The sequence below is a fragment of the Kitasatospora sp. NPDC089797 genome, assembly GCF_040684795.1.
GTDB lineage: Bacteria > Actinomycetota > Actinomycetes > Streptomycetales > Streptomycetaceae > Kitasatospora.
The window spans coordinates 129274-148325 of record NZ_JBFBGS010000017.1; the positions used below are offsets into that span (position 1 = coordinate 129274).

The window sequence follows — 19052 nt, forward strand, 5'->3', positions numbered from 1 at the left end:
GTGCGTGCCCCGCAGTCGACCACGCACCGACCGACCGGATCCCCGCCGTCAGGGAGGCCGCGATGACCCACCACTCCCCCGCCCCGCCGTCCGGAGGCACCGGCCTCGCCGCCGAGGGCATCGGCAAACGCTTCGGCCCCGTCCGGGCCCTGGACGACGTCACCCTGCACTTCCCGCCCGGCCGGGTCACCGCCCTGATGGGCGAGAACGGCGCGGGCAAGTCCACCCTGCTCCGGATCCTGACCGGGGACCACCGACCGAGCGAGGGCACGGTGACCCTGGACGGCGCCCCGCTCGCGCTCTCCTCCCCGATGGACGCCCGCCGGGCCGGGATCCGGATCATCCCGCAGGAGCCCGAGATCGTCCCGCACGTGTCCGTCGCCGAGAACGTCTACGCCGGATCCCTGCCGCGCCGCACCGGCCACCGCCTCGACCGGCGGCTCGACCGCACCGAGCTGCGCCGCCGGATCACCGCCGACCTGGCCCGGCTCGGCTTCGCCAAGGTCCTCGACCCCGACCTGCTCGGCTCCGAACTCACCCCCGCCCAGCGTCAGTTGGTGGAGATCCTGCGCGCCCTCACCGGCCGGGTGCCGGCCCGTGCGATCGCCTTCGACGAGCCGACCTCCTCCCTCTCCGACCAGGAGAGCGAGGCACTCTTCACCCTGATCGGGCGGCTGCGCGAGGAGGGGATCGCGATCGTCTACGTGTCCCACCGGATGAAGGAGGTCTTCCGGCTCGCCGACCGGATCGCCGTCCTGCGCGACGGCGCCCTGGCCGGGGTCGTCGACGCGGCCGGGGCCGACGAGGCCGGGATCGTCCGGCTGATGGTCGGCCGCGACCTGTCCGCCCTGTTCAGCCGGGAGCCGGTGGCCACCGACCGGGTCGTCCTCGACGTCCGGGGCCTCACCACCGACGCCGTCCACGGGGTCGACCTGCGGGTGCACGCGGGCGAGGTGGTCGCGCTCGCCGGGCTGATCGGCGCCGGCCGCTCCGAACTCGCCCTCGCCCTGGCCGGGGACGCGCCGATCCGCTCGGGCGCCGTCCTGCTGGACGGCGCGCCGCTGCGCCTGCGCGGCCCGCGCGACGCCATCGCGGCCGGGATCGGCCTCGCCCCCGAGGAGCGCAAGGCGCAGGCCCTGCTGCTGCACCGCACCGTCCGGGACAACACCGCCCTGGTCAGCTACCCGGCCCTGCGCCGACGGCGGTTCGTCCGGCGGGCGCAGGAGCGCGCGCTCGCCCAGGACTACGCCGACCGGCTGCGGGTCCGGACCCCCTCGATCGAGGCCGAGGTGCGCACCCTGTCCGGCGGCAACCAGCAGAAGGTGGTGCTCGCCCGCTGGCTCGCCCGCCGCCCCCGGCTGCTGATCCTCGACGAGCCCACCCGGGGCGTCGACATCGGCGCCAAGGCCGAGATCTACCGGATCATCGCCGACCTGGCCCGCGAGGGCGTCGCGGTGCTCGTGGTCTCCTCCGAACTGCCGGAGGTGCTCGGGCTCGCCGACCGCATCGTGGTGATGCAGAACGGCCGGGTGACCGGTGAACTCGACCGTGCCGAGGCCTCCGAGGAGGCCGTGCTCGCCCTCGCCATGGCCGACGACCTGACGGCCCGATCACCATCGGACCCCAACTCCCCGACCGGAGCCGCCTGATGAGCGCCACCGCCGTCCCCGACAACGGACCGGGGCAGGCCCGCCCGGCGCGCCGCGCGCTCGCCCGGCTCGCCTCCCTCGGCGGGCAGAACCTCAGCCTGCTGGGCGCGTTGATCGCCGTCCTCGTCCTGTTCGGCTGGCTCAACGACAACTTCCTGAGCTGGGAAAACATCCAGGTCATCACCGAGGCCGTCACCATCGCCGGCCTGCTCGCCGTCGTCCAGACCGTGGTCATCATCTGCGGCGGCCTGGACATCTCGGTCGGCTCCCAGGCCGGCCTGGCCTCGGTGACCAGCGCGATGGTCTTCACCTCCGCCGGGTCGAGCGCCCCGCTGGGGATCGGCGCGGCCCTGCTGATCGGGGCGGCCATCGGCCTGCTCAACGGCGGCGTCATCGTCTACGGCCGGGTCAACGCGACCATCGCCACCCTGGCCGGGCTCGCCGCGTACAAGGGTCTGGCCCAACTCGTCTCGGGCGGACGCGCCCAGGGCTACGTCCTCGGTGATCCGGTGTTCGTCTTCCTCAGCCGGGGGAAGATCGCCGGGCTGCCCACCATGGTCTGGCTGCTGATCCTGGTCGCCGCGGCCGTCCACGTCCTGCTCACGTACACCGACATCGGCCGCAACGTCTACGCGATCGGCGGCAACCCCACCGCGGCCCGGCTGGCCGGGATCGACCTCAACAAGTACCTGATCGCCGCCTACGTGCTCACCGGCACCGTCGCCGCACTGGCCGGCGTCCTGCTCACCGCCCGCACCGGCTCCGGCCAGCCGGTCTCCGGCAGCGAGGGCCTGGAGCTGCAGTCCATCACCGCGGCCGCGCTCGGCGGCTGCGCGCTCAAGGGCGGCAAGGGCGGCGTCGGCGGCACCCTGCTGGCGGTGGCGCTGCTGGGCGCGCTGCAGAACGGGCTCACCGTCGAGGGCATCAACTCCTTCTGGCAGAACGTCGCCCAGGGCACCCTGCTGGTGGTCGCCGTGGTCGCCCAGCAGCGCCGCAACCGCGAGCGCGCCATCGGCCTGCCCGGCTGAGCGGCGCCGGGCCCGGATTCACCCTTTCGCGTACTTGCCTGACAGGAAAGCAGGGCTTACTTTCCTATCAGGAAAGCAAACGTCCGAAGGGGAGTACAGCATGAGCACGCCCAACCCCTCCGAGGCCCGGGACGCGCTGGACCGCGCCCGCCGGGCCCGTCTCGCCGCCACCGAGTCGCTGCGCGCCCCCTGGTGGGTGTGGGCGGCGTTCGGTGCCGTCATGGCCTCGTTCCTCGCCGCCGACGACTTCGGCCCCACCGCGCGGAGCGCCGCCTCGCTCGGCCTCGGCGCGCTCACCGTCGCGTGGGTCGTCGCCGGGCGGCGCAGCCCCCGGGTGGCCGCCGTCTCCGGCACCCCGCACCGCAGCGCCCTGCCCGGGTACGCGGGGCTCCCGGTGGCGCTGGTCGTGCTGGTCGCGGTCCTCATCGGGTACGGCACCGGCCATGCCGTGCACGGTCTGCTGACGGGCGCCGACATGCCCGCCTGGATCCGCGAGCACCCCTACACCACCGCCGCGCTCCCGTACGCCGTCCTCTACGTCGCCGCGGGACTGCTGGCCGGCGCGGTGCTGCGGCGGCTGGCCCGTCGCACGGCGGCCCGGTGAACCCGACCGGACCGGCCGCCGGCCCCCTGCCCGGCCTGGACCAGCTCCTGCTGGATCCGACCCGGCTGACCATCGTCTCCCTGGTGTCGGCGGCCACCTGGTGCGAGTTCGGCTTCGTCCGCGAACACGCCGGGCTGAGCGACTCGGCCCTGTCCAAGCAGCTCACCACGCTCGGCGGCGCCGAACTCGTCGAACTGCGCAAGGGCCGGGTCGGGGCGCGCCGCTGCACCTGGGTGCGGGCCACCGACCTCGGCCGGGAGCGGCTGCGCGCCCACGTGGCCGCGCTCCAGCGGATCGCCGACCGTGCCGGACCGGCCGCCGCGGAGGGCCCGACCGGCGGCGGCCCCGACAGCGACGGCGGCTCGGGGACCGATCAACCGCTGTAGTACCGCAGTACCGCCCGGCGCCCCGACGGCCCCGGCGTTCGACGACGGGCCCCGGGGCCGACTCCCTATCGTGGTCGGATGATCTCCCACGTCTGGACGCCGTCCTCGTTCTGGACCCCGCCGCTTCCGCTGCTCCCGGGCAACGGCGGCACGGAGACCTTCACCCTCGGCCAGTGCCGGGAGTTGACGCGCCGGGGCATCGACAACCAGGTGGTCACCTTCCGGCTCGGCGAGCAGGACGGCCGGTCGCGGGCGCCCGACGTCCGCTTCACCGGCTACCCGACCCCGGAGGACGTCGGCCTGCTGGCGGGCGAGGTGGTCCTGGCCACCGAGCCGCTGCGGCTCCCGACCGTGCGGGCGCCGCACGTGATGATGCACAACCTCCCGCTGGTCGGCCGGGACACGGCGTTCTACCGGGACGGCTACGCGGGTCACCGGCTGCTCGCGCCCAGCTCCGCCGCCGCCCGCGGCTGGGCCGCCTTCCTGGACCTCGACCCGGCCGGGATCGGCGTGGTCCACCCGTTCGCCGGCGCCGAGTTCGCGGCCGAGCCGGTGCCGGAGCGCGGGGCCGGCCCGGTACGGGTGCTGTTCGCGGGGCGGCTCGGCCCGGAGAAGGGGGTCTACACGCTGTTCGAGGCGCTCCACTCCTTCGCCGGGGACGGGGACTTCGCGTTCACGGTGGTACTGACCGGGGCGCAGGACGCCGCCTATTCCGTGGTCGAGCCGCTGGTGCGGGCCCACCCGATGATCGAGGCGGTGGCACCGCGCACCTCCGCGCGGGAGATGGCGCGGCTGCTGGTCACCCAGGACGTCCTGGTGATGCCCAGTCACAGCGCCCTGTGGGTGGAGCCGTTCGGCACCCTGTCCGCCGAGGCGCAGCACGCGGGCTGCCGGGTGGTGGCCAGTGACCTGGGCGGCCTGCCCGAGTCCGACTGCGGGGGCCTGGTGCTGTGCCGCCCGGACGACCCGCTGGCGCTGGCCCGGGCGATCCGCCGGGCGGGCGCGCTCGGCCGCCTGACCCCCGCCGAGCGCACGGCCGCCGCCCGGCACCGCACGGTGGCGCACTCCGTCGACGAACTGCTGGCCGTGCTGGGCAGCGGGCTGCCCGTCCTCGGCTGACGCGCCGCGGGTCCTGCGCGGGCGAGCGGAGCGGCCCGAACTCCCCGGGCGCAGAAGGTCACTCCACCCCTGCCGCGGCGGCCACCCGGTGGTAGACGGCCAGGATGTCCCCGGCCCAGCGCTCGGCGCCGTAGACGCCCGCGGCCCGCTCCCTGCAGGCCTGTCGCCGCTCGGCCGCCCCCGAGGTCAGCACCTCGACCAGGGCCGTCGCGAGCGCGGCCGGATCCCTCGGCGGCACCAGCACCCCGACGCGCGGGTCGGCGACGCTCCAGCGCAGGCCGCCGACCCGGGTCGCGACCACCGGCGTGCCGCAGGCCATCGACTCCACCGCGACCAGCCCGAAGGGCTCGTAGTGCGAGGGCACGGCCGTGACGTCCGCGGCGCTGTAGTAACGGGCCGTGGCCGCGTGCGGCACCGGTCCGCGCAGCTCCACGCTCCCCGCCAGCCCGTACCGCTCGACCAGGGCCGCCAGCGGGCCGGGGCCGTCCCGCCGCTGCGGCGCCTCACCGCCCACCACGACGAGAACCGCCTCGGGGAGCGCCCGGCGCACCAGGGCGAAGGCCCGGACGAGGTCCTCCCAGCCCTTGCGCGGCTCGAGCCGCCCGACGAACAGGACCACCGGGGCCTCGGCCGGCAGGCCCAACTCGGCGCGGGCGAGGGCGGGGTCGCGCGGCGCCAGGAGGGTGGTGTCCACGCCCGGCGGCACCATCTGCAGCGCGTGTCGTGGCGTCCCCAACAGCCGCTGCAGGTCCGTGAGTTCGCCGGTGCTGCTGGCCACCACGGCGGCGGCGCGCAGACCGATGCGCCGTTCGGTCCGGTGCCTGGCCGCGAAGTGCTCGCCCGCCTCGTCCGCCGTGTCCCGGCCGATCGCCGCCCGGCGCACCGCCCCCAGGGAGTGGTGGGTGTGCACCAGCGGCACCGGGTGACGGTCGGCCAGCCGCAGGGCGGCGACGGCGGAGTACCAGTAGTGACTGTGCACCACGTCGTATCCGCCCGCCTCCTCGTGGAGTCGGACGACACCCTCGCAGAACTCGTCCAGGACCTCGCCGAACCGCTCGCGCGGCAGCGGGCCCACCGGTCCGGCCGGCACCCGGACGGTCCGTGCGCCGGGGGCGATCGGCTCCCGCCGGGCGAGCCCCCGGTCCGCCCAGCGGGTGACGACGTCGACCGTGCAGCCGGCGCCGCCCAGCCGTCGCGCCAACTCCCTGACGTAGACGTTCTGACCGCCGCAGAACTCCCCGCCGGGGGTGGCCAGCGGGTCGGCGTGGTCGGAGATGTGCAGGACGCGCATGATGCCACCTCGGCGGGACGGGGTCGGTCGGTGTCCTCGGACGGGCGTCAGGGCCGCTCGCGGCCGACGTTCTCCTCGAACCACCGGGCCAGGCTAGCCAGACCGGACGTCCTCGGCGGCCGGAATCCCGCGATCCTCCGTGCCCGCGGCCCGATCCGGCCGAGTGCGACGCCGTCGTCGGGCCGCGCGCCCCCGGTCCCACATCCCCGGTCCCCCAGTCCCCAGTTCCGGTCCCCGGTCCGCGGAGCTCAGCGGGCGGGCGGCGCCGTGCTCCCCCGGACGATCAGCTCCGGGCGCATCAGCTGCACCGAGTTGGCCGGGGTGCCGGTCTTGGTGAGGGCGCGCAGCAGCAGTTCGGTGGCCTGCCGGGCCATCTCCCGCTTGGGGATGGCCACCGTGGTGAGCGCCGGGTGGCTGTGCTGGACCTCGGAGATGTCCTGGCCGATCAGCGAGAGGTCGTGCGGCACCGAGCGGCCCGCCGCCCGGGCGGCCTCCAGGGCGCCGAGGGCGAGCACGTCGTGGGTGGCGAAGACCGCGGTGGGTCCCGGGTCCGCGGCGAGCACCGCCTGCGCCGCCGCGTAGCCGCCCGCCGGGGTCGGCGCGGGGGCGTAGCGGACCGCGTCGTCGGGGACGGTGAGCCCGTCCGCGGCGAAGGCCCGGCGGAAGCCGGCCACCCGCGCGGCGTGGGCCGGGCTGGCCAGCACGGCGACCCGTCGGTGGCCGAGTTCGCGCAGGTGGCGACCGGCCAGGTAGCCGGCCCGCTCGTAGTCGATGGTGACCACCGGGAAGCGGTCCGGCGCCTCCGTCTCCCAGGCGCAGAGCACCACCGGGAAGCGGGCGTCGGAGAGCAGCGGGAGGTGGCCGAGGAGGTCCTGGTCGCCGGCGATCAGCAGCGCGTCGACCGAGCGGCTGGTCAGGCCGGCCAGGTGCCGCCGGGCCCGTTCGCCGTCCAGCCGGGTGGTGCAGAGCAGCAGGTGGTAGCCGGCCTCCTCCAGGACGTCCTCGACCTCCTCGACCATCTCCCCGTAGAACGCGCCCGCCACGGTGGGGACGAAGAACCCGACGGTCCTGGTGCTGCCGGTGGCCAGGGAGCGGGCGACCAGGTTCGGGGTGTAGCCGAGCTCCTCGATCGCCGCCCGCACCCGGGCGGCGGTGGTCGGGCGGACCGCGACCCGGCCGGTGATGACGTTGGAGACGGTCTGCTTGGTGACCCCCGCCCGCTCGGCCACGTCCTGCATCGTCACCATCGGCGTTCCCTCGTATTTGACCGGTTAAGGAGAGCAGCTCGCAAGGTAGTCACGCGGCATCACCTCGTCAAGCCGTCCGCTCCCTAAGAACGTTGGCCCACCGGGCACGGAGCGTCAACGGATGATTCGCGTCCCGGATTTCTTCGACCCACCTCTTGTTTTACCGGTCAAAGCCGCACTACGGTTCCGAGCCAGTCGGCGGCCCCGGTGCGACGGGCCCGCCGACCGCAACCCCGCGCGACTCCCGCGCCTCGGAGAGGACACACTCATGGGCAGAACGACGATGCCGTCCCAGCGGGCGGCCGGTGCGGCCCTGGCGGCCGCGCTGGTCGCGGGCCTGACGGCCTGCGGCAGCGGCTCCGGCGGCGGGAACGGCGGCAACGGCTTCACCTACTGGTCGATGTGGCGCGCCGACGAGCCGCAGGCGCAGGTGCTGAAGGGCGCGATCGCCGACTTCACCGCCGCGACCGGCGTCAAGGTCACCGTCAACTGGACCGGTCGCGACATCGCGAAGAAGATCGGCCCGGCCATCTCCGCCAACCAGGCGCCCGACCTCTGGGACGAGTCCAACGACGTGGTCTACGGCTCGGTCGCCGCGGCCGGCCAGGCGCTGGACCTCTCCCCCGTGCTGGACCTCCAGGTCCCCGGCGAGAACGTCCCGGTCTCCGCCGTCGTCCCGGCCAAGTACCTGGAGGTCCTGCCCAAGGACCCGGCCGGCCGGAACCACTACCTGATCCCCTACTACCTGGCCACCACCGGCATGTTCTACAACGCCGCCGACCCCGACCTCACCGCCGCCATGCCGACCCCGCCCGCCGACTGGGCCGGGCTGCTCACGGTGTGCGACGCGCTCAAGGCCAGGGGCAAGGCCTGTCTCGCCTCCGAGGGCGAGGACCCGTGGACCAACGGCCTGTACTTCGACTACCTGCTGAACGCCGCCGGCGTCGACTTCAGCAAGCTCTCCGCCGACAGGTCCGGGGCCCTCTGGGACGACCCGGCCGTGCTCAAGGCGGCCCAGGACCTGGAACAGCTGGTCAAGGGCGGCCACCTGATCGCCGGCTACGACGCCACCAAGTACCCGGCCCAGGAGACCAACTGGGCGAGCGGCAAGGCGGCCTTCTACATGGACGGCAGCTACGTCACCGGCGAGGTCGCCAAGCAGATCCCGGCCGGCTGGAAGTTCGGCTCCATCCTGCCGCCCGGCGCCAAGGCCCCGGACATCTCGCTGTTCGGCTTCTCGATCCCCAAGCGGGCCAGGAACGCGGCCGCCGCCGAGAAGTTCATCGCCTTCTTCCTGCAGAAGAAGCAGGTCTCGGGCATGGCCACCACCGCCCTCAACCTCACCCCGCGCACCGACGTCCCGGCCCCCGCCGGCCTCGAGGACGCCCAGAAGTCGCTCGCCGCCCCGACCGTCCGGCTGCCCTACGACGGCGTGGCCGGCGACTGGTCGGCCAAGGTGTTCGAGCAGAACTTCCTGGACTTCTGGCACGGGAGGACCGACGCCGCCGCGTTCACCGCCAAGTGCAAGGCCGACCAGGTCGCGTACTGGAAGACCCAGGGCTGAGCCGGTGGCGACCACCCTCCAGCACCGACCCCGCACCCCGGGCCTGCGCACCGCCACCGCCCGCCGGCAGCGCGCCGTCGGCCCCCACGAACGCCAACAGCGCCGGATGTTCTGGCCGTTCACCGCCCCCGCGCTGCTCGCCTACGCGGTGCTGTTCCTCGCCCCGGTCGGCTACGCGGTGTGGACCAGCCTGTACAAGTGGGACGGCATGGGCGACATGCAGTGGCGCGGCCTGAAGAACTACCAACAGCTCTTCGACGACCCGGTGTTCCGCACCTCGCTGGTCAACACCCTGGAACTGATGGCGGTCGGCGGCGCGATCACCTTCCTGATCAGCTTCCTGCTGACCCTGGTGCTGCGGGAGATGAAGGGCCGGCTCTTCGCCCGGTCCGTGCTGTTCTTCCCCTCCCTGGTCAACGGCATGGTCTTCGGCATCGCGGCCGGCTTCCTGTTCTCCCCCTCCGGCCCGGTCAACCAGGCCCTGGAGTTCCTCGGGGTGACCACCCCGCCGAAGTGGCTCTCCACCACCAACCTGTTCCCGATGGTCCTCGGCACCGTGATCTGGACCGCCACCGGCTACTACACCTCGATCATCATGGCCGCCGTCGACCAGATCCCGCCGTACCTGTACGAGGCCGCGGAGCTCGACGGGGCGAACGCCTTCCAGCGCTTCCGCCACGTCACCCTGCCCTGCGCCTGGGACGTCATCTCGGTCTGCGCGGTGCTCTGGACGGTCAGCTCGGTGAAGATCTTCGAGCTCATCCTGCTCTTCGGCGGCAGCAGCAACCGCTTCCCCCCGGTGGACAGTTGGAACACCGCCATGTACGTCTACGCCGAGGCGTTCCCGCGGGCGACCGTCCCCCGGCTGGGCGTGGCCACCGCCGCCGCCGTCGTCACCCTGCTGATGGTCACCGTGGTGACCGTCGTGCTGCGCCGGGTGCTGCGCCGCGACCCGATCGAGTACTGACCCGATGACGCTGCTACGAAAGGCCACCACCGTGCCCGGCACCCGCCGATCGGCAGGCCCGGCGGTCAGGATCGGCACCGCGGTCGTCCGGACCGTCGTCGCCGCCAACCTGCTGCTGCTCCTGTGGATCCTCCTCACCTCGCTGCGCGACGGCCCCGACATCCTCAAGCACAACTTCGCCCTCCCGGACGCCCTGCGCTTCGACAACTACCGCACCGCGCTGGACGAGGGCGGCTTCGCCCAGGCCGCGCTGAACAGCGTCGTCGTCGCCGTCTGCTCCTCCCTGCTGGCGATCGCCCTGGCCGCGCCCTGCGCCTACGCGCTGGCCCGGCGCCGCTCCCGCACCTCCTCCTCACTCTCCCTGCTCTTCGCCCTCGGCCTCGGCGTGCCCGGCCAGGTGCTGGTGGTGCCGCTGTTCGTCGGCCTGGCCAAGGTCGACCTCACCGACAGCGACCTCGGGCTCGGCCTGGTCTACGTCGGCCTGGCCATGCCCTTCACCGTCTTCCTGCTGACCGGCTTCTTCTCCGGCATCCCGCGCGCCCTGGAGGAGGCCGCCGTCCTGGACGGCGCCGGACCGCTGCGCACCTTCCTCCAGGTGGTGCTGCCGGTCGCCCGCGGCGGGCTGATCACCGCCTTCCTGCTGCAGTTCATCACCGGCTGGAACGAGACGCTCTTCGCGATCGTGCTGACCAACAGCCAGAGCCAGGTCACCCTCCCGGTGGCCCTCTCCTCGTTCGTCGCCTCCCAGCAGTTCAACGGCCTGGACTACGGCACCACCTTCGCCGGAGTCTGCATCATCCTCGCCCCGATGATCGCGCTGTTCTCCTGGATGGGGACCCGGATCATCCAGGGCATGACGGTAGGGATCGGAAAGTGACCTCCAAGACCTCCAGAACCTCCACGCTGCGCCCGGACCTGCTGCGGATCGACGGGACCGCCGACCCGGTCGCCGGGGTGCTGCCGATCCTGCACGGCCTGACCCCGGCCACCGCCGACGGCGTCGGAGTGGACGAGGAGATGCGCCGCAACCTCGCCTACGGCGCCCCGCCCTCGCTGCTCCCGTACACCCGGCAGGGCGACTACGACCGCCGCCGCGGCGGGCGCGAACTGCCGTCCGTGGTCCTGGAGAACGAACTCCTGACCGCGACCTTCCTGCCGTCCCTGGGCGGCCGGCTGTGGTCGCTGGTGCACCGCCCGAGCGGCCGGGAGCTGCTGCACCGCAACCCCGTCCTCCAGCCCGCCAACCTCGCGCTGCGCGACGCCTGGCTGGCCGGCGGGGTGGAGTGGAACCTCGGCACGACCGGGCACTGGCCGCTCACCTGCGAACCCCTGCACGCCGCCCGGCTCACCGCCCCGGACGGCACCCCGGTGCTGCGGATGTACGCCTACGAGCGGCTGCGGCGGGTGGTGCTGCGCCTGGACGCCTGGCTGCCCGGCGGCTCGCCCGTCCTGTTCGTCCACGTCGAGCTGCACAACCCCGCCCCGCACACCACCCCGGTCTACTGGTGGTCCAACATCGCCGTCCCCCAGGACGCCGGCACCCGGGTCGTCGGCCCGGCGGACCACGCCTTCCACTGCGACTACGTCAGCGACCTCACCCGGGTGGACTTCCCGCACCTGGAGGGCACCGACCGCAGCTACCCCGGCCGCACCGCCCGCGCCGCCGACTACTTCCTCGACCTGCCGGAGGGCGAACGCCGCTGGATCGCCGCACTCGACGCCGACGGCACCGGCCTGGTCCAGGCCTCGACCGACCGGCTGCGCGGCCGCAAGCTGTTCTGCTGGGGCACCTCGACCGGTGGCTGGCAGTGGCAGGAGTGGCTCTCCGGCCCGGACGCGGCCTACCTGGAGATCCAGGCCGGCCTGGCCCGTACCCAGCTGGAGCACCTCCCCATGCCCGGCGGCGCGACCTGGTCCTGGACCGAGGCGTACGGGCGGCTCGACGTCGACCCGGCGGCCGTGCACGGCAGTTGGGCCACCGCCCGGGACACCACCGGTGCCGCCCTCGCCCGGCTGCTGCCGCCCGCCGAGCTGGCGGCGGCCCACCGGCTCGCCGCCGGCTTCGGGGCCCCCGTCGAGCAGTTGGCCGAAGGCTCCGGCTGGGCCGCCCTGGAGATCGAGGCCGGCGAGCTGCCGCCCTCCGCCCTGCTGCCGTTCGGCACCCCCGGCGCCGACCAACTCCCCTGGCAGCGGCTGCTCGCCACCGGCACCCTCCCGGTCAGCGACCCGCCCGCCGCCCCGGTCACCGGCGCCCACTGGCGCAACCGGCTGGAGCAGCACGCCGAGGACTGGCACGCCCGCTACCAGCTCGGTCTGCTGCGCCTCGCCGACGGCGAACCGGACGCCGCCCGCGCGGCCTTCCGGCAGTCGCTCGACGAGCGGCGCACCCCGTGGGCACTGCGGGCGCTGGCCTTCCTCGCCGCCGATCCCCAGGAGGCCGCCGACCTGCTGGCGGAGGCGCACCACCTGCGGCCGGAGCTCCGGGAGTTGACCGTCGAGGCACTGGACGCCCTGCTGGCCGCCGACCGCGCCCGGCAGGCCCTGGCCGTCATCGAGGCGCTGCCCGGGGCGACCCGCGACCACGGCCGGATCCGGCTCGCCGAAGCCACCGCCGCCCACGCCCTCGGCGACGACGAACGGGTGCGCCGCCTGCTCGCCGAGGGCATCCGGGTCGACAACATGCGCGAGGGCGAGGTGTCCCTGGACACCCTCTGGCTCGCCGTCCACCCCGACCTGCCGGTGCCCCCGCACTACGACTTCCGCATGTCGGACGGCTGACCCCGCCCGCACCCCGCACCACCCCCACGAGCCGGTCGGGGCCCCCACCCCGACCCGCCGGCGCCCACCCCCCGACGCCGGCCCACCCGGGGCCCACCCCCAACCGGGGCCCCGAGACCAGAAGGAGTCCCTGTGTCAGCTCCTCGACGAAAAGCACTCGGCGCGGTGACGGCCCTGACCATGGCCCTGGTCGGCGGCACCACCCTCGCCGCCCCGACCGGCGCCTCGGCGACGCCCTCCGCCCCCTCCCCCTACACCGTCACCATCGGCTCCACCGGCCCGTACAACTACGCCGACGACACCCCCGCCACCCCGTACATCGACAAGGACGGCACCTTCCACTTCCAGGAGTCCCACTCGCTCTACGGCGCCACCGACTCCCGGCAGTGGAACTTCTACACCGGCGGCAACTTCGAGACCGCCACCCCGGACTCCGGCCTCGACAACGCCGTCGACCCGGCCAACCCGAACGACCGGAACAACGACACCACCTGGCGCTGCAACCACAGCCCGACCGGCGTCAACTCGACCTCCACGCCCACCGGTTCGGGTTACTCCCAGCCCAACTACTGCGACCTGGTCGGCGTCTGGGTCGACCCGGACACCGGCGACTGGCACGGCCTGGTGCACAACGAGTTCACCCCCCGGCCGTTCGGGGACGGCCTGCACTACGACGCGATCGACACCGCCGTCTCCCACGACCAGGGCCACACCTGGACCATCTCCGGCCACGCCATCACCTCCCCCTACAGCACCACCCGGGGCGACAACGCGGCCTTCCCGAACCAGACGTACAACTACGGCGACGGCGACCAGCGGCTCTTCGTCGACACCGCCTCCGGCTACTTCTACGTCTTCTACGGCTCCCGGATCGTCCCCAAGGCCGGCGTCGGCGGAAGCAACGGCGGCCTGGCCCACGTCGCCCGCGCCCCGATCTCCGGCAAGATGGCGGCCGGCACCTGGCAGAAGTGGTACGACGGCGCCTGGACCCAGCCCGGCACGGGCGGCCTGGAGAGCAACATGGTCCCCGCCACCACGGCCGCCCCCAGCGGCTACACCCCGGTCGCCCGGGACTACAACCCCGCCAACACCGGCTCCGTCGACCAGCAGGTCGCGGCCGGGGTGCTGCCCGCCAAGTCGCCGCTGTTCATCATGAACGTCTCCTACGACGCCTACCTCGGCCTGTACATCGGCGAACCCGAGGTGGTCTCCGGCACCGCGCCCCAGCAGTTCTACGTCACCGACGACCTGGCCACCCAGCGGTGGCGCCTGGCCGGCGACTCCGGCAGCTACACCTCCGGCTCCTGGTACCGCTGGATGCTGGACAGCGCCAACCTCACCAGCACCACCATCATCGGCAAGACCTTCCGCTCGTACTGCTCGATCGCCTGCGCGAGCTCGGACGGCGAGTACGCCGATGTCACCGTCGACTCCACCACGCCCGCCGCCGCACCCTTCGACCCGGCGAGGACCTACCGCATCGCCAGCGGCGACGGCCGGGTCCTGGCCCAGACCGCGAGCGGCTCCGCCACCACCTCCACCGCCGCCCCCACCGGAGCCGCCCTGGAGACCTGGACCTTCACCGGCAACGGCGACGGCTCCTACCGGATCGCCAACGCCGGCAGCGGACGGCTCCTCGGCGTCGACGCCACCACCACGGCGGGCCGCGCCTGGGGCGCCCGACCCACCGTCACCGCCCCGGCCACCGGCACCGCCGCCGTCGGCCAGCAGTGGTTCGTCCTGCCCGACACCACCGGCACGGGCGGCTACCGCCTGGTCAACCGCTACAGCGGACTCGTCCTCGGCCTGACCACCGACCACGGCGGCACCGCCGAGACCACCGCACCCCGCAACTGGACCGACACCACCGGCAGCGCCGTCGGCGGCGGCCGCACCGCCGGGCAGCAGACCCTCACCATGACCGCCGTCGGCACCGCCCCCGCCACCCTCGACGGCACCCACACCCTCACCACCGGCGGCAAGGCCCTCGACGACCCCGGCCACAGCACCACCCCGGGCACCCGGCTGATCACCTGGACCGCCAACGGCGGCGCCAACCAGAACTGGCAGTTCACCCGGCAGCCCGACGGCTCCTACCAGCTCGCCAACGCCGAGTCCCGCCTCTGCGCCGACGACGAGGGCGGCGCCACCGCCCCCGGCACCGCCGTCATCCAGTGGACCTGCACCGGCAACGACAACCAGCACTGGGCGGCCTCCCGCCTCCCGGACGGCGGCTACACCCTCACCAACGTCCACACCGGCCTGCTGCTCACCACCGCCTCCGCCGCCAACGGCGCTGCGGTCACCCAGCAACCGGACACCGGCTCCCCGCTCCAGCACTGGACCGTCGGCTAGGCCCGGTCCGTTCCCGGCCACCCCACCGGCCGCCGCCCACCCCCGGGCGGCGGCCCTCGCCGTCCCCGACCCGCACCCCGCGATCCGCCCGATGGTCCGGACGGGGGAACGGCGGCCGCCGCCCAGCGGTTCGGGCGGCGGCCGCGGAGCGGGCGTTCGTACTGTGCTGCGGCAGGTTCCCAACTCCCGTCGCGCGGGCGCTCCCCCTCCACCGGCCGCACTCCGGCGGTCGGCAGCGGCGGTCCGGTGGGGGTCGGAACCGTCGTGTGTCCCGGTCGGTCCGAACATGAGGACGTCGATGCGCCGCACCACCCAGCCGGCCTCGGGCCTCGTTCCGTTGCTGCTCGCCGCCGCCACCGTGCTGGCCGTCCCGTCCCCCGCCCACGCCGACACCCTGCCGGGCCCGGGCTTCCCCCCGCGCTACACCGCCCCGTTCCTCGGCACCTGGGGTTCGGGGGACGCCCTGACCGAGGCCCACCGGGCCACCGGCCTGGACCACTTCACGCTCGGCTTCGTCCTCAGCGACGGCGGCTGCAACGGCGCCTTCGACGGCACCATCCCGGTCACGGAGGAGGGGTGGCCGGACGCGGTGAGCCGGCTGCGGGCCGGGGGCGGCGACGTCATCGTCTCCTTCGGCGGTGGCTTCGGCACCGAGCTCGCCCAGGTCTGCGACTCGGTGGACTCGTTGAAGGCCGCCTACCGGCGGATCGTCGACGCGCTCGACCTGACCAGGATCGATTTCGACGTCGAGGGCGCCGCGGTGGACGACGCCGCCTCGGTCGATCGCCGCGACCGGGCCGTGGCCGCCCTGCAACGCGAGTACGCGGCCGCCGATCGTGCCCTGCACGTGCACTACACGCTCCCCGTCAACCCCGACGGCCTGTCACCCGACGCCGTCCGGCTGCTGCGCAACGCCAGGGAGCGGGGCGTCACCGTCTCCGTGGTCAACATCATGACCATGGACTACGGCCCCGACCTGGACATGGGCGCCACGGCCGTCGAGGCCGCCGACGGGCTCCTCGGACAGCTGGCGCAGATCTGGCCCGAGAAGACCACCGCCGAGCTGTGGGGGATGCAGGGCAACACCCCGAGGATCGGGGTGAACGACTTCACCAACGAGGTCTTCTCCGCCGAGGACGCCAGGACCCTGGCCGCCTTCGCCGACGCCAAGGGCATCCAGTTGCTCGCCTTCTGGTCGGTCGACCGCGACCGGGCCTGCCCGACCGACGGCGAGCTCAGCGAGACCTGCAGCGGCGTGCCCCAGCAGCCGGCCGCGTTCTCGCACCTGCTCGGCCGGGCACGGCCCCGACCCGTTCCCGACCGGTGGCCGACGGCCTGCTCCGGCCTCGGCCCCTCGTTCCCGGCCTGCACCGGCCCGCTCACCCCGCCCCCGGGGGCCCCGTTGCCCTTGCCCTTGCCGTTGTTCGCGACACCGGGGCGGCCCGCCCGCACTCCGGCGGACGGCTGGTGCGGCGACGGACGGACCCGGAGCGTCTGGGCCCGGCGGGTGCCCTCCTGCCCGCCGCCGCCCGGCCCCTGAGCGCCCGCCACCCCACGGCGGCGGAGCGGTCCGGGGGGGCCACCGGGCGGTGGGTGGTGGGCGTCGGCTCCCCCACCCCGTCGGCCGGTCGGGGGAAGCACCGCACCGGACGGCCGTCCTAGCGTCGGTCGGGACGGCGCGGCGCAGGGCGTCCGCCGCCCCCGGGCGGAGAACCACCGCACCGCGGAGGCCACTTCAGCTGCACAGCTCAGAACGAAGGAGGCGGGTCGCATGTCCGACCTCTCCCACCACTCCCAGGACCTGTCCGACCACCCCGACGTGTCCGAGATGCGGGCCAGGTACGCCCGCGTCCTGGACGGCCCGAAGGCGAGGGCGGTGGCGGGCGCACTCACCCTCACCGGGCTCTACCTGGCCGTCTCGGGCTGGGTGGTCCACTTCGACGCGAGCAACCGCGCGCTGACCACCACCAACCTCGTCCTCGGCATCGCCGTCGCGCTCCTCGGCATCGGCCTGTCCGTCGCCCCGGACCGGATGCCGGCCCAGGCCCGGGCCGCCGTCCCGGCCGGGGTGTTCCTGGTGATCTCGCCCTGGGTCGTCACGGCCGGGCACCACGCCTCGGCCGGAATGATCTGGAACAACGTGCTCATCGGGGCGCTGAGCTGCGTGCTGGCGATGACGGCGGCCGGACTGGTCGGCCACGCCACGGACGACGGCCCGGCCCGTCGACGGCCCGCCCACCGGTACTGACGTACGCCGGCCGCGACGAAGGGGCCCGGGCCGCCCGGCAACAGGCCGCCCGGGCCCCTCCCCGTCCACCTTCAGATCTCCTGGCCGGTGGGTCGGACCGTCACGGCAGTGATGTCGACGCCGGGCGGCCGGGTCAGGGCCCAGACGATCGAGGCGGCGGTCTGGTCGGCCGTCAGCATCGGGGCGTCGTCCGGTCGGGGCGTGCCGCCGGGCCGGTCCCAGTAGTCGGTGTCGACCCGGCCGGGGGCGACGAGGGTGACGCCGATGCCGGATCCGGCCACCAGGCGACGGGTGTTCTCCGCCAGGGCGGTCACCGCCCACTTGGTGGCGCCGTAGAGGTTGCCGGGCATGGTGACCTGCCCGGCGACGCTGCCGACCAGCACGATCCGGCCGCGGGTGCGGGTGAGTTCCGGCAGCGCGGCGTTGATCAGCAGGGCGGGGCCCAGCACGTTGGTGAGCACCATGGCGCGCCATTGCCGGGGGTCGCCGTCGGCCAGCGTGCCGGCCGCGCCGAAACCGGCGTTGGCCACGGCGTTGTCCAGCCGACCGAACCGCTCCACGGTGGCCGCGACGGCCGCCCGCACGTCCGCGGGCTCGCTCGCGTCCCCGGGCACGGCGAGCACCGCCCCGGGGCGGGCGAGGTCCTCGGCGAAACGCCGGAGCCGCCCCTCCCCGCGCGCGGTGACCGCGACCCGGTGACCGAGCCCCAGCAGCAACCGGGCCGTCGCGGCACCGATCCCGCTGCTGGCGCCGGTGATCAGGGTGACCGGGTGGTCCGTCATCGTCCGCCTCCGCGGTGGGTGGGGCAGGACGCCGGGTCCGCCGGCAGCCGGTCGACCGCGGAGGGATCGCTCCGCCCGGCACCGCCGGGGCCGTGGCGGTACTCCCGCTCCTTCGCCCTGATCCGGTCCAGCCCGACGAGCTCGTTGAACTGCCCGAAGTCCACCATCTCCGCCGCCAGGGCCGACACGTCGCCCGTGGCGAGCAGGCCGGTGACGACATCGGTGACGGCACGGGCGATGGTGTACGAGGCGATGGTGGGATAGATCACCATGGAGAAGCCGAGCCCCTGCAACTCCCCGGCGGTGAGCAGCGGGGTGGCGCCACCGGGGATGATGTTGGCCATGGTGGGGATGCCGCGCGCGGCGGTGATCTCACCGGCGATGCGCCGCAGTTGCTTCTCGGTGGTCGGCGACTCGACGAAGACGGCGTCGGCTCCGGCATCGACGTAGCGGTGGGCCCGTGCCATGGCGTCGTCGATGCCGTGCACCGCCAGCGCGTCCGTGCGGGCCGTGATCAGCATCTCCCCGTCGGAGCGGGCGTCGACCGCCGCCCGGATCTTGGCGACCATCTCCTCGACGGGGACCACGCGTTTGCCGTTCATGTGCCCGCACCGCTTGGGCGACGGCTGGTCCTCGACGAACAGGCCCGCCACACCGGCCCGTTCGAGCTGCCGCACGGTCCAGGCGACGTTCGTGGCATCGCCGTAGCCGTTGTCGGCGTCGGTGAAGACCGGGATGTCCACCGCGTCGACGGTCCGCCAGGCCGCGTCGACCATCTCCTTCGCGCCGAGCACCTCGAGGTCCGGAAGCCCCAGCAGCGCCGCCGAGTTGGCGTAGCCGCCCAGACCCACGGCCCGGAAGCCGGCCCGCTCGATGATCCGCGCGCACAGCGGGTCATGGGCGACGGGCACCAGCAGGATCTCCGGGGCGGCCAGGTCCTCGCGGAACAGGCGACGCCTGCGGGTCACCGCGGCCGTCCCGGCGGGCCCTTCCGCTCCGGACCGGCCCGGTCCGGCACCGCCGGCGACGGCCTG

The 19052-nt window shown here is 74.2% G+C and carries 16 protein-coding genes; 12 read left to right on the forward strand and 4 right to left on the reverse strand.

The genetic code is table 11. The annotated features are described in order from the left end of the window. Nucleotides 1-62: 62 nt before the first annotated feature. The 5 genes from AB0O91_RS15995 to AB0O91_RS16015 all read left to right on the forward strand — a co-directional run bounded on the left by AB0O91_RS15995 (nucleotide 63) and on the right by AB0O91_RS16015 (nucleotide 4786). Entirely contained in the window at nucleotides 63-1649 is a 1587-nt protein-coding gene (locus tag AB0O91_RS15995) for a sugar ABC transporter ATP-binding protein (protein WP_363432687.1), read from the forward strand. Continuing rightward, nucleotides 1649-2677 (forward strand): ABC transporter permease, encoded by a 1029-nt coding sequence (locus AB0O91_RS16000; RefSeq protein WP_363432690.1) that lies wholly within the window; start codon nucleotides 1649-1651, stop codon nucleotides 2675-2677. Before AB0O91_RS15995 ends, AB0O91_RS16000 begins: the two co-directional genes overlap by 1 nt. A 100-nt stretch (nucleotides 2678-2777) precedes the next feature. After that, on the forward strand, nucleotides 2778-3281 hold the full coding sequence (locus AB0O91_RS16005; RefSeq protein ID WP_363432692.1) for a hypothetical protein: 504 nt from the start codon (nucleotides 2778-2780) through the stop codon (nucleotides 3279-3281). Then, the gene (locus AB0O91_RS16010) at nucleotides 3278-3667 is read left to right on the forward strand and encodes a transcriptional regulator (RefSeq protein WP_363432694.1); all 390 of its coding nucleotides are present in this window, start codon (nucleotides 3278-3280) and stop codon (nucleotides 3665-3667) included. Before AB0O91_RS16005 ends, AB0O91_RS16010 begins: the two co-directional genes overlap by 4 nt. 78 nt (nucleotides 3668-3745) lie before the next feature. Continuing rightward, nucleotides 3746-4786, forward strand: a complete 1041-nt coding sequence (locus AB0O91_RS16015) for a glycosyltransferase family 4 protein (protein WP_363432696.1) — start codon at nucleotides 3746-3748, stop codon at nucleotides 4784-4786. A 58-nt stretch (nucleotides 4787-4844) separates the two neighbouring features. On the opposite strand, the gene AB0O91_RS16020 is transcribed toward AB0O91_RS16015, so the two are convergent. Both AB0O91_RS16020 and AB0O91_RS16025 read right to left on the reverse strand, forming a co-directional pair. After that, nucleotides 4845-6077 (reverse strand): glycosyltransferase, encoded by a 1233-nt coding sequence (locus AB0O91_RS16020; protein ID WP_363432698.1) that lies wholly within the window; start codon nucleotides 6075-6077, stop codon nucleotides 4845-4847. Nucleotides 6078-6325: 248 nt separating this feature from the next. Next, entirely contained in the window at nucleotides 6326-7324 is a 999-nt protein-coding gene (locus tag AB0O91_RS16025) for a LacI family DNA-binding transcriptional regulator (RefSeq protein WP_363432700.1), read from the reverse strand. Between the two features lie 268 nt (nucleotides 7325-7592). Between AB0O91_RS16025 and AB0O91_RS16030 the strand changes: the two genes are divergently transcribed. The 7 genes from AB0O91_RS16030 to AB0O91_RS16060 all read left to right on the forward strand — a co-directional run bounded on the left by AB0O91_RS16030 (nucleotide 7593) and on the right by AB0O91_RS16060 (nucleotide 17236). Continuing rightward, nucleotides 7593-8888: an extracellular solute-binding protein gene (locus AB0O91_RS16030; RefSeq protein WP_363432702.1), complete on the forward strand. Its 1296-nt coding sequence runs from the start codon at nucleotides 7593-7595 to the stop codon at nucleotides 8886-8888. A 4-nt stretch (nucleotides 8889-8892) separates the two neighbouring features. Further along, on the forward strand, nucleotides 8893-9855 hold the full coding sequence (locus AB0O91_RS16035; protein ID WP_363432704.1) for a sugar ABC transporter permease: 963 nt from the start codon (nucleotides 8893-8895) through the stop codon (nucleotides 9853-9855). Between the two features lie 4 nt (nucleotides 9856-9859). Next, the gene (locus AB0O91_RS16040; RefSeq protein WP_363432706.1) at nucleotides 9860-10732 is read left to right on the forward strand and encodes a carbohydrate ABC transporter permease; all 873 of its coding nucleotides are present in this window, start codon (nucleotides 9860-9862) and stop codon (nucleotides 10730-10732) included. Beyond that, nucleotides 10729-12633, forward strand: a complete 1905-nt coding sequence (locus tag AB0O91_RS16045; protein WP_363432708.1) for a DUF5107 domain-containing protein — start codon at nucleotides 10729-10731, stop codon at nucleotides 12631-12633. Before AB0O91_RS16040 ends, AB0O91_RS16045 begins: the two co-directional genes overlap by 4 nt. A gap of 132 nt (nucleotides 12634-12765) precedes the next feature. Beyond that, entirely contained in the window at nucleotides 12766-14988 is a 2223-nt protein-coding gene (locus AB0O91_RS16050; protein WP_363432710.1) for an RICIN domain-containing protein, read from the forward strand. A 298-nt stretch (nucleotides 14989-15286) separates the two neighbouring features. Next, nucleotides 15287-16528: a chitinase gene (locus AB0O91_RS16055; protein ID WP_363432713.1), complete on the forward strand. Its 1242-nt coding sequence runs from the start codon at nucleotides 15287-15289 to the stop codon at nucleotides 16526-16528. Nucleotides 16529-16759: 231 nt separating this feature from the next. After that, a complete protein-coding gene (locus tag AB0O91_RS16060) occupies nucleotides 16760-17236 on the forward strand; it encodes an SPW repeat protein (RefSeq protein WP_363432716.1) in 477 nt (158 codons plus the stop codon). Nucleotides 17237-17307: 71 nt separating this feature from the next. Here AB0O91_RS16060 and AB0O91_RS16065 read toward each other — a convergent pair whose 3' ends face one another. Both AB0O91_RS16065 and AB0O91_RS16070 read right to left on the reverse strand, forming a co-directional pair. After that, nucleotides 17308-18018, reverse strand: a complete 711-nt coding sequence (locus AB0O91_RS16065) for an SDR family oxidoreductase (protein WP_363432718.1) — start codon at nucleotides 18016-18018, stop codon at nucleotides 17308-17310. Beyond that, complete coding sequence (locus AB0O91_RS16070) at nucleotides 18015-18986, reverse strand: oxaloacetate decarboxylase (RefSeq protein WP_363432720.1); 972 nt, start codon at nucleotides 18984-18986, stop codon at nucleotides 18015-18017. The genes AB0O91_RS16065 and AB0O91_RS16070 overlap by 4 nt, the downstream gene beginning before the upstream one ends. Nucleotides 18987-19052 lie beyond the last annotated feature (66 nt).

What these genes read in the sequence shown, in the direction of transcription:
- AB0O91_RS16015 (WP_363432696.1), top strand. Translation starts at nt 3,746, where the DNA reads ATGATCTCCCACGTCTGGACGCCGTCCTCGTTCTGGACCCCGCCGCTT.
- AB0O91_RS16020 (WP_363432698.1), bottom strand. Translation starts at nt 6,077, where the DNA reads ATGCGCGTCCTGCACATCTCCGACCACGCCGACCCGCTGGCCACCCCC.
- AB0O91_RS16030 (WP_363432702.1), top strand. Translation starts at nt 7,593, where the DNA reads ATGGGCAGAACGACGATGCCGTCCCAGCGGGCGGCCGGTGCGGCCCTG.
- AB0O91_RS16025 (WP_363432700.1), bottom strand. Translation starts at nt 7,324, where the DNA reads ATGGTGACGATGCAGGACGTGGCCGAGCGGGCGGGGGTCACCAAGCAG.
- AB0O91_RS15995 (WP_363432687.1), top strand. Translation starts at nt 63, where the DNA reads ATGACCCACCACTCCCCCGCCCCGCCGTCCGGAGGCACCGGCCTCGCC.
- AB0O91_RS16005 (WP_363432692.1), top strand. Translation starts at nt 2,778, where the DNA reads ATGAGCACGCCCAACCCCTCCGAGGCCCGGGACGCGCTGGACCGCGCC.
- AB0O91_RS16065 (WP_363432718.1), bottom strand. Translation starts at nt 18,018, where the DNA reads ATGACGGACCACCCGGTCACCCTGATCACCGGCGCCAGCAGCGGGATC.
- AB0O91_RS16060 (WP_363432716.1), top strand. Translation starts at nt 16,760, where the DNA reads ATGTCCGACCTCTCCCACCACTCCCAGGACCTGTCCGACCACCCCGAC.
- AB0O91_RS16055 (WP_363432713.1), top strand. Translation starts at nt 15,287, where the DNA reads ATGCGCCGCACCACCCAGCCGGCCTCGGGCCTCGTTCCGTTGCTGCTC.
- AB0O91_RS16000 (WP_363432690.1), top strand. Translation starts at nt 1,649, where the DNA reads ATGAGCGCCACCGCCGTCCCCGACAACGGACCGGGGCAGGCCCGCCCG.
- AB0O91_RS16040 (WP_363432706.1), top strand. Translation starts at nt 9,860, where the DNA reads ATGACGCTGCTACGAAAGGCCACCACCGTGCCCGGCACCCGCCGATCG.